This window comes from Yersinia sp. LJYL362, from assembly GCF_048323875.1.
On the sequence record NZ_JBLWEX010000105.1, the window covers coordinates 1 to 10,537 of the forward strand.

Genomic DNA, 10,537 nt, shown 5'->3' on the forward strand with positions numbered 1-10,537 from the left:
TGCCTTTATTGGTTATTGGGCCATCAATATCGACACCCACACCTTGGGTCGCATTGCCCGTCAAGGTGGTGTTATCGAGGATATTATTGCCGTCCAGTTGCACCCCGGTACCTTTCTCGCCCGTGGCGTTACCGAGCACGGCCAGCAGGTCGTCCGCACCGCCACCCACCAGCGCCACATTTTGGCCCACATCAATACCGGTGCCGTTGGTGGTATCGCCATGAACTGCACTGCCGTGATTACCGGTTAGATTGGCGGTAATTTCCACCCCTTTTCCATCCGGGCTGTTGCCGTTTAGCGTGGCGTTATCGAGTTTACTGTCTCCATCCACTTTAATGCCGCTGCCGGTATCCGAGGTACCGTTCACTGTGCCGTCAGTCACGGTACCATTCAGTTGTACGCCGTCACCTTCCGTGGCTTTGCCGTCGAGGGTGGTATTGCCTTTATTGGTTATTGGGCCATCAATATCGACACCCACACCTTGGGTCGCATTGCCCGTCAAGGTGGTGTTATCGAGGATATTATTGCCGTCCAGTTGCACCCCGGTACCTTTCTCGCCCGTGGCATTACCGAGCACGGCCAGCAGGTCATCCGCACCGCCACCCACCAGCGCCACATTTTGGCCCACATCAATACCGGTGCCGTTGGTGGTATCGCCATGCACCGCGCTGCCGTGATTGCCAGTCAAATTGGCTATTATCTCAATACCTTTGCCGCTGGGGCTGTTGCCGTTCAGGGTGGCGTTATCGAGTTTACTGTCGCCATCCACTTTAATGCCGCTGCCGGTATCCGAGGTACCGTTCACTGTGCCGTCAGTCACGGTACCATTCAGCTGTACGCCGTCACCCTCCGTGGCTTTGCCGTTCACGGAGGTATTGCCTTTGTTAGTTATTGGGCCATCAATATCGACACCCGCACCTTGGGTCGCATTGCCCGTCAAGGTGGTGTTATCGAGGATATTATTGCCGTCCAGTTGCACCCCGGTACCTTTTTCACCGGTAGCGTTACCGAGCACCACCAGCAGATCATTGGCACCGCCGCCCACCAACGCCATATTTTGGTTCACATCAATACCGATGCCATTGGTGGTATCGCCGTGTAGCGCACTGCCTTTATTGCCGGTCAGATTAGCGGTTATCTCAATACCTTTGCCATCGGTGCTGTTGCCATGGAGGGTGGCGTTACTGAGCGCGGTTTCACCGTCTACTTTGATACCTGCGCCACTATTTGAGCTGCCGTTCACCGTGCCACCGGTTATGCTGCCGTTGAGTTCGACACCATCGCCTTTATCGGATTTACCGTTGAGTGTGCTATTGCCTTTATTGGTCAGCGATCCGTCAATATTCACGCCCGCACCTTGGGTGGCGTTACCGGTTAACGTGGTGTTATTCAGAATGTGATTACCGTACAGTTGCACGCCAGTGCCTGTATCACCCGTGGCATTGCCAGCCACTGTCAATAGATCACCGATTCCTGCCCCTGATAGGTTGGCATTTAGGGCCACATCGACACCAATTCCGTTAACCGTATCACCGTGGACGGTACTGCCATTTCTCCCCGCCAGGTCGGCCGTCAGTTCCACGCCTTTACCATTAGTACTATTACCATAAAGCGTGGTGTTTCTAATTCTGGAAGGCCCATCAACCTTGACACCGCTGCCACTGACAGAGGTTCCGTTAACCCGACCACCCGTCACCTCACCATTGAGCTGCACACCATCGCCACTCTCGGCAATACCCTCAACCGTGCTTTTGCCGCTATTGGTTAGTGGACCATCAATATCAATACCCGACCCCTCGGTCGCGTAACCACTGAGCGTGGTGTTATCGAGAGTGTTATTGCCTATGAACGTGACACCCGTCCCTTGCGCACCGGTGGCATTACCGGTCACGGTTAACAGGTCATCTGCCCCTCCGCCTGTCAGGTTGGGATCGGTGCTCAGATATACCCCAGTGCCGTTGATGGTCACGCCGTGCAATGCACTGCCGTTCCTGCCAATCACGTCTGCGGTGATAAAAATCCCTTTACCCTCACTGCTATTACCATTGAGGGTGCTGTTATCAAGCGTCGTGTCCTCTTCGATTTTAATACCACTGCCATTGGCGGAAATCCCATCGATAATGCCGCCATTGATCGCACCGCCCAACTGCACACCACTGCCACTCGCCACCTGGCCGATCAGTGCGGTGGCACCATTGTTAGTCAGCGGGCCGGTAATTTTGATACCGATACCACTGGTGGCGTTACCATTTAATGTGGTGTTATCAAGGGTGTTATTGCCCTCTAACTGGATACCCGTACCCAACTGAACACCGGTGCCTTTATCACCCGTCGCATTACCTTTAATAGCTAACAGATCGTCCGAGCCGCCCCCCTTGAGGATGACATTTTTATCGATATGCACACCGATACCATTGACCACCTCACCCTGTATTGAGCTATCGTGGCTACCTGACAGGCTCCCAACGATTTCCACCCCTTTACCATCGGTGCTGTTTCCGACCAGCGCGGTGCTGTTAAGCACACTCACACCATTGACTTTCACCCCGCTGCCATTGGTCGATATCCCATTGATGCGACTATTATCGAGCGTTCCACTGAGTTGTACGCCTGCACCATCTGCCGACGTGCCGTTAACCACACTATTACTCAGAGAACCACTGATCTGTACACCACTCCCTGACCCAGAAGCACTGCCGTTGAGTAACACATTCCCTTGGTTAGTCAGTGGGCCGACAATATCTAAACCGACGCCATCAACCGCCGAACCATTTAAGCTGGTATTGCTTAAATCATTTTCGCCATTGAGTTTGATCCCAGTCCCCGTTCCCGTCGTCGCAATACCTTTCAAGGTGAGCAAATCCGCTTCACTGGTGCCAGTAACGTTTAAATTTTCACCAATATCAATGCCATAACCAACACCATCGGTGGTGCCATTAATAACACTCTGATGAACACCTTTAACATCACTGATTAACTCCACGCCTTTACCGTTGGTACTGCTGCCATGAAGTGCGGCATTATCTAATACGGCATGGGTGACAACACTGGAACCTGGCAAGGAATCAACCTTGATGCCGATACCATTAATTGATTGCCCGGTGAGTGCTGTATCAATAATTCTGGCATTACCGCTAATACGCAGACCTTCACCTTGGGTTGAAATGCCCGTCACATTAATACGGTTAATTTGATGATCGCCACTGAATAAGTGAACCCCAGTGCCATCGGTGCTGGTGCCTTCAATAGTGACCGGGCCGGTACTGTTATTCACCACACCGGAAATAGCGACCCCGCCACCCGCAACACTGCTACCTTTAATTAAAGTATCACCCTCGCCATTTAATACGATTGTATCATTACTGGTAGGGAAATTAATGCCAACGCCGCTGGTTGCGCGCCCCTCCATTATTAAAGATCCATTATTATTAATTGTTAATTTTTTGGGGCTGGTATAAGTTATGCCATTACCACCGGAGGTAGCTTGTGCGCCTTTATTTTCACCGAGAAGAGAAACCTGGCTCCCCTTGGCAATATTGAGTGTATTGGTACCACTAAATTCAATCCCTTTGCGTGTCGCACCGGTGCCTTCTGTTTCGCCTTTAAAGGTGATATTCCCTTCAACCGACAAACTACTATTGGCTCTAAATATAAGTGCCGTGCCCTGGGTAGTATTAAGTGCTTTGCCGACAAAAGATCCATTATTAGCCACGATGGCACTATTACCACCAATGCTTAACGCGCCACTTTGGCCAACCATTAATGGAGTCACTGTCTCAGAATGAACAGCAACATTACCCAACGCGGCATTAAAATTAATATTATTAAAATAAACATTTCCTGACCCAGTAGACGACCCATTAATACTAATATTTTTATTAGCCGATGTCAGATTAACATTTTCTAAATCAATAGATGTTACTTGAGTAGGTCCACCAGCATTCTTCCCTACAATAGTGATATTTCCTTGCGCAATAATATTATTGCGGGAGTCATCCGAAAACCCTTCAAGATAGATCCCCTCACTAGAAACAAGTGTCGAGCCATTTAAGGTAATGTCTTTTTTCGCATTCAATGTAGTATTTGCTTTAATATAAATCCCTTTGTTTTTGGCTGAACTTATATTGGTATTAATATCACCTGTCATTGCCGTGATATTGGCATTGTCTAATACCAATCCATCAGCACCATCAACCGCAGAGGTAAAGTTAATCTCATTTGCGGTAAGGTTGACATTGGTCAACCCCACACTTTTTGAACCATTGTTATTTACCGTGAAGTTTCCGTTTTTAACTTCAATATTAGCGCTATTAATACCGACACCCGCACCTGAAACATTGTCAAGACTATTGGCTGTTATTGATATATCTTTTCCCGCAGTGATATTGATTCTATTAGATGAGTCTCCACGGATTGTTATGGCCTCTTCAGTACGTGATGAGGTATTGGCAGTCAGTATTATATTCTGACCCGCCGCCATCCCACCATTTCCTTTAAAAATAAAGGCTTTGTTATTTGGAGCGGTTAAATCAGCCTGAATATTATTTTTAGCCGTAAGAACGGCGTTATGCATTCTCACTGCATCATTAGCAGTGACATTGCCATTCAATACAATATTATCGGCACTGATAGTGGTATTGATGATAGAGCTACCTTTGACCCCGCTGATGTTTAAACTAAAATTACCGCCCTGAGCGGTTATATTGGCAAAATCGGTAGTCAGCGTGCTGCCAATTTCAGTTCCATTGTTAACCGCCACCATGGATATATAGCCACCAGCGGTCATATTGACCAGAATACTACTGGCGTTACCGCTTATTTTTATGGCATCAGTACCCGCTAGCGTAGAGTTAGTGCTCACCCCTTGGAGAATAATATTGCCACTGGCGCTTATGTTCGTATCACCGGAAATAAAAACCCCTTTATTAGTGGTCGTGGTATTGGCATTAATATCACCAGAAGTTGCTGTAACATTACTATCTCTGATAAAAAGACCATCAACTCCAGTAATATGCGATTCAACATTAAAATTATTTGCACTAATTTGTGCATCTTGAATCTTAATCCCATAATAACTCTGCGTAATAAAATCGCCATTGAGATAAAATGAAACATTGCCGGATTTAGAAGAAATACTCCCATTATTGAAATCTATCCCTCCATATGAACCATCATTATTGGTATTTCCTTGGAATGTGATATCTTTGTCGCTGGTAACGGTTGTATTAGAAAACGCCCCCATCCACGCATTCTTAGAATTAGATTTCATAACAAACGATATATTACCTGCCCCAGTCAACACTGAGTCTTCAGATATATCAATACCACGCCACCCTTGCCAGTTAGCATTACTGCTTTCACCGGTGATACGTGTTTCACCTTTCACGCTAATATTAGCAGAATTACTAATATTGACCCCTACCTGGGACGCCACGCCGGTATTCCCTTCCAGTGTCAGGTTACCGACCTCAAATCTCCCGCCCATAATACTAATGCGAGCGGCATTACTCGCATTGGCATTTTTTGCCAGCAAGTCACCGCCATTTAATAAAACATCACTGTTACTTAATGTAATAACTGAATCTACCGTAGAATTTCCTGATAATAAATTAAGATTCAGCTTTCCTGTAGTAGCCGTAATGTTATTATTACTCACAATATTGCCGTCAGCATGTAACGTTAATGTCGCATCGCCACCGGCTTTTTTATTGATATCAGCTTGCAGCGTAATATTACACCAGCGGCAAGTGGTTAAACTACTATTACTGGTAGTAATCGTGACATTGGTCCCTTTATCAAGCTGAGCATTAATACTGGTATTTAATATTTGTGCCACATCCGCTGTTGGCGTGAAAACTTGGGCATTTTTCGCATATCCGGCAGGAATATCACCAACCTGAACTGATGACCCGCTCTCAGCACCACTACCAATAATGTTGACCTCGGCCGGGTCAAGTAACCAACTGCCCTTACTGCCGATAATTGCACTGGCATCAACCTGACCAAAAGCCTGTAAATTACGCTTACTGGAGGTTTCGACTTGCCCGCCATTACCTGACTGTGGCCCACCACGGGCATAAATATCGCCATAGAAGCCGGTATAATCATCAGACCATAGCACGACAGTACCGGCCGACCCGTGGTGTGAAGAGGAAACATCAATATTTGCACCTTTATCCATCACAACTGCGCGGGCATTTTTTATCAGCTTATTTTTGCCCTGCCAATCGCCACCGACCAGCACTTTACCCCCGCCCTCGGCGCCACTGGCATCAATTTTGCTACCGGCAACTAAATGTATATTTTCACCTTGCAGGATAACATTGCCGCCACGGCCATTTGAGCTACTGGCATCAATGATTCCCTGCTGATTGACGACACTTTTACTGCTGCCGCCATCGAGATAAACAACGCCATTTTTTTCAGATAAACCATGCGCCTGCAAAATACCGGTATTATCAATGACGGTATTCATTAACATTTCTTTGCCACGAGCAGTCAGTTGGATAACCCCACCATCAGCCTGAATCAACCCGCCGTTTTTTAGCAACGTGTTAACCTGATCGCCCTGAATTTGCACCCCGAGCAAGCTGCCATGATCCAGATTAAGGGTGACTCGACTTCCACTTGCCAACGCCACTTTCCCTTGCGGTGCGTTAATAACACCAGCCGCCTGATTATCAACCCTCTGCCCCACCAGCGCGATATAGCCGCCTTCAATGGTGCGCAAATTAGCCTGATTAACTAACTTGCCTTCATGACCACGGCTGGTCAGCGTATAACTTCCAGCAGTAAAATCATGATCAGACATGGATTTAGTACTGGCGACTAAACCGCCCACATCAACTTGCGCGCCTTTACCAAACAGAATGCCATTAGGATTAAGTAAAAAGATCTGACCATTGGCCTTTAAATTGCCATATATTTGTGATGCATCGCGGCCCAATACTCGGTTCAGTGCAATACTCTGCTGCCCCGGCTGGTTATAAATAACGCTGTTACCCTGCGCAATATCAAAACTACTCCAATTGATCGCCAGCTTATCGCTTTGCTGAGTCACGGTCAGAGTGGTGTTATTAACATCCAGCGCGCCTTGGCCGATAATAACCTTACCGTTAACCGGCAGTGAGGGATGAGCAAATACCAGTAAGGGCAAAGTACCGAGCGCTAATCCCGTCAATATAGCCAAATGGCTTAATATTCCAGCCTTGGTATTATTATCATTAGTTAATTTTCTACCGGGAGATGAAAACGATCGCCCATAAGCTCGAGTAAATTCCCCGACAGCAACCAAGCAGCCCAACCGACGACAAAAAACAAGTTTGTATAATTTACTGTTCATTATTCACGTCCATTAAATCTGACAAATATGCCGATAAGCGCTAAAACATCTTGTAAGCGCTAAGCCAAAGTTGGTCGTTATCCGGTTGAGGAGTTGCAGCCTGGCCGGTACGATGTGCCCAGGTCAGATTCAAAGAATAATCTGCCGCACGGGAGAGAGTAATGTAGGCACCAAAACCAGACAGGTTGATATTATTCCCCGTCAGGCCCTCGGGAGGTTGGCGATAATAAGAGCCCCAACCTTGATCAAAGAATGCCGCAAAGGTGATTTGATTCCTCACTCCAGCCCAAGCCGGGAGAGGAGGTTGCCAGTAAGCACGTAGTTCGGTGGTGAAAATAGTGCCTTTATCCACCGCCCCTTCGCCAATACCATAAGCGCGAACCGCCAGTGGTCCCCCCAACAACAGCTTTTGTGAGCTATCAAGATTCTTGCTCGCCATTTGGCCGGTAAATTGGTTAAAGAAAGAGAAAGTTGAAGCAAGCGGGTTGTCGGTAAACGGGCCAAAACCCTGATCATGACCGACGCGATAATTAAAGCGACCAAAAGTACCACTTATTCCGGTAATAGCATCTATGCTTTGACTGAATTCATCATCCAGTGACAGATGGCCTGCCGTACCCAATAGATTAAAATTACTCAACCCATGAGGTATTGCGGTAAATGTGCCATTAATACCCAATTCGCCAGCATCTAAATTGCGTTTTTGATCCGGCAGCATAATCAGTGAATCTCGCATTCTGCTCTGATAATAACCGGCATCCACATCAATTCTGGCCGCCGAATTACGTATCCACGGATGGCGTAAATCAATACCCCAAGTATTAGAGTGGCCGCGAGCATCCAATATCTCGAAAGGCCCCTTAAGGGTATAATCCAGGTAGCTATAATTAAGCGCAGCACGGGTGCCATAAGTATTAATGGGAAAACTGTAATCCAACATGCCATTGAAGACATCTGCCGAGCTGGATAAAATCAAATCTGCGCGTAATTGATCCCCCCATCCGGTCATATTATTCAACGCACCACCCACTAATAGCCGATTGTGACCGGAATAATCATTACCCTGGTTATCGGCTCCCAAATATCCCATCGCAGTTTGGCCTGGGGTAATATCAGCATAAATTCTCGTCATTCCCGATTGAGTTCCCGGTTTCAATGCTAAAGCAGCATCAACGCCGGGTATTTCATTAAGAATAAGCGCGGTGCGCTCAAGGCGAGATAATTCAGCCGGAGAAGCTGCGCAATCTTTACCACCAAAAAAACCCACTTCTTTACTGCAACTATTGCTTTCAATTACTGCAGCAGCAAAATCACTATTTAATCGGCTATGATTATTTATTTCGGGTTTATCTAATCGACCAGCAATAACACGCACTAGAACAATACCATCACGAACAGTTTGTGGTGGTAATATTGCCTGAGCCGCAACCCATCCTTGTCGTCGATAAAAGCGAGTTACCGCTAATGTCATAGCCTGTAAATCAGTAAATGTTAATGACCGACCTAACCAAGGGGCAACCACAGCTTGCAAAGCTTTATTACGCTCATCCAAGCCAGTACTACCCGAATGCAATAATCCTATATCGCCTTCAAAACGAACTTCACGTAGCTTGATCTGACTCGCTGCAACCGTACCGCCGGAGGACGATGGCAGAGCCAATGGCGGGAGAGCTATATCTGCTTCACGTGGTGCCAGCAGTGGTTCTATGGTCGATTGCCGTATTTCATTGCTGATAGCTCCAGCATTCGGCACATTTCTTACTAGAGGAGCTGAGATAACGCACAAACTAAAAGACAGTAGTGAGCAAAAAAAGAGGGGAAGTAATACTTTTCTACGTTTTAATTGGTACCAAAAATCTGCTGGACAATAAAAATATCGCATACAAATACACCCATTTTAAATAGGAATGTGCCAGCCGAAACAATAATAGCCATTATTATTCAATACTGACCCGTCTGGTTAGTTACTTTTTAATTGATAAAAAACCTTACTCGCCAACATTTAAATCAAAAAAGTGGGAATAAATAATGAGTTTGTAACCAAAAACCAACTGACTCTTTGTTGTTTCAGACTAGTAGGCCAAACAGATTTATCACAAACAGTTATTTGTGTTAGATATATTTTTATCAATGTAAAATAATAATTAGCCGTTACTTTATATTATAAATTAAATTTATATTTTTATATTAATAATCATTGAACGGCATAACCAACTGAAAAGTATGCAGTATAAAAAATATATTAATCTCTTTTGTAAAACACTCAATTAATTTCATATAACAGTAAGCTATGATAGATAGTTACTCATAATAAACAGGACTAAAAATAAATCACATTTGAATAAATGAGTGATAAATATAACATTAATTTTAAAAAAAACCCTGCACTATTATGCAGGGTAATTATATTTCGATAATTATTAATCTATAAAAGCGAGCTATTTCATTACCCATTTTGCCGAATGCGGGCAATCAAGTCATCAATGCTATTAATGTGTGATGCCGCTAATATCAAAGTGCGCCCCAAACTCACCGCATGACGCTGGCATGCCCGGCGCATCTCATCATCAGCGATACTATCCAGATCAGCCACATGGGCCAACCCGATGGTACGTCGGATTAATTCACTGCCACAATACCCCACAGCATCTTGCCAAACCTGCTGCAAAAACTGCTGTACATATCCCGCAGTTGCCAGAGTCGAGTCTTGCGTTTTATCTTCACTTAATGCCAGAAAACGGCTGGCGAAGGTGTCCCACAGAATATGAATATCCTTCAACCGCTGTTCACGGCCCGCCGCCGCGTCCCTTGGGCCAGCTAATCCCGGCAAACCACAGTAGTTGAGCAGTAAATTGCCCAGTGCAGTCCCCACATCAAAACCTATCGGGCCATAGAAACCAAACTCAGCATCGATGGCTTTCAGCCGCCCCTCGGCAACAAAAATAGAACCACTGTGAATATCACCGTGCAGCAATGCTTCGGCTTTGCTCAAAAAACGGTGCTTTAGCGAAGCGACAGCCAACTTGAGTGCATCATCCTGACGTAATGCCAGCACCTCGGGTAATAGCGCCGGATCGAAATTATTACGCTCATGATCAATGTAGGGATCAGTAAAGAACAGATCTTCGGTAATTTGGCACAATTCCGGGTTGATATAGCGGCTGACTGCGGCCTTTTTAGCTTGGGCCGACTGAT

At 46.1% G+C, this 10,537-nt stretch carries 3 protein-coding genes; all 3 read right to left on the reverse strand.

Annotated features, from left to right (window positions below):
- Positions 1-7,342: filamentous hemagglutinin N-terminal domain-containing protein (locus tag ACNSO8_RS04610; protein WP_418393964.1), on the reverse strand; the 7,342-nt coding region annotated here is incomplete at its 3' end.
- Positions 7,343-7,382: 40 nt separating this feature from the next.
- Positions 7,383-9,224: a ShlB/FhaC/HecB family hemolysin secretion/activation protein gene (locus tag ACNSO8_RS04615; protein ID WP_418393965.1), complete on the reverse strand. Its 1,842-nt coding sequence runs from the start codon at positions 9,222-9,224 to the stop codon at positions 7,383-7,385.
- Between the two features lie 564 nt (positions 9,225-9,788).
- The coding region (gene mtnK, locus ACNSO8_RS04620; protein ID WP_418393966.1) for an S-methyl-5-thioribose kinase at positions 9,789-10,537 on the reverse strand (749 nt) is incomplete at its 5' end.

Bases quoted from the DNA above. Each gene is read 5' to 3' on its own strand.
- ACNSO8_RS04615 (WP_418393965.1), bottom strand. From the start codon at position 9,224: ATGCGATATTTTTATTGTCCAGCAGATTTTTGGTACCAATTAAAACGT.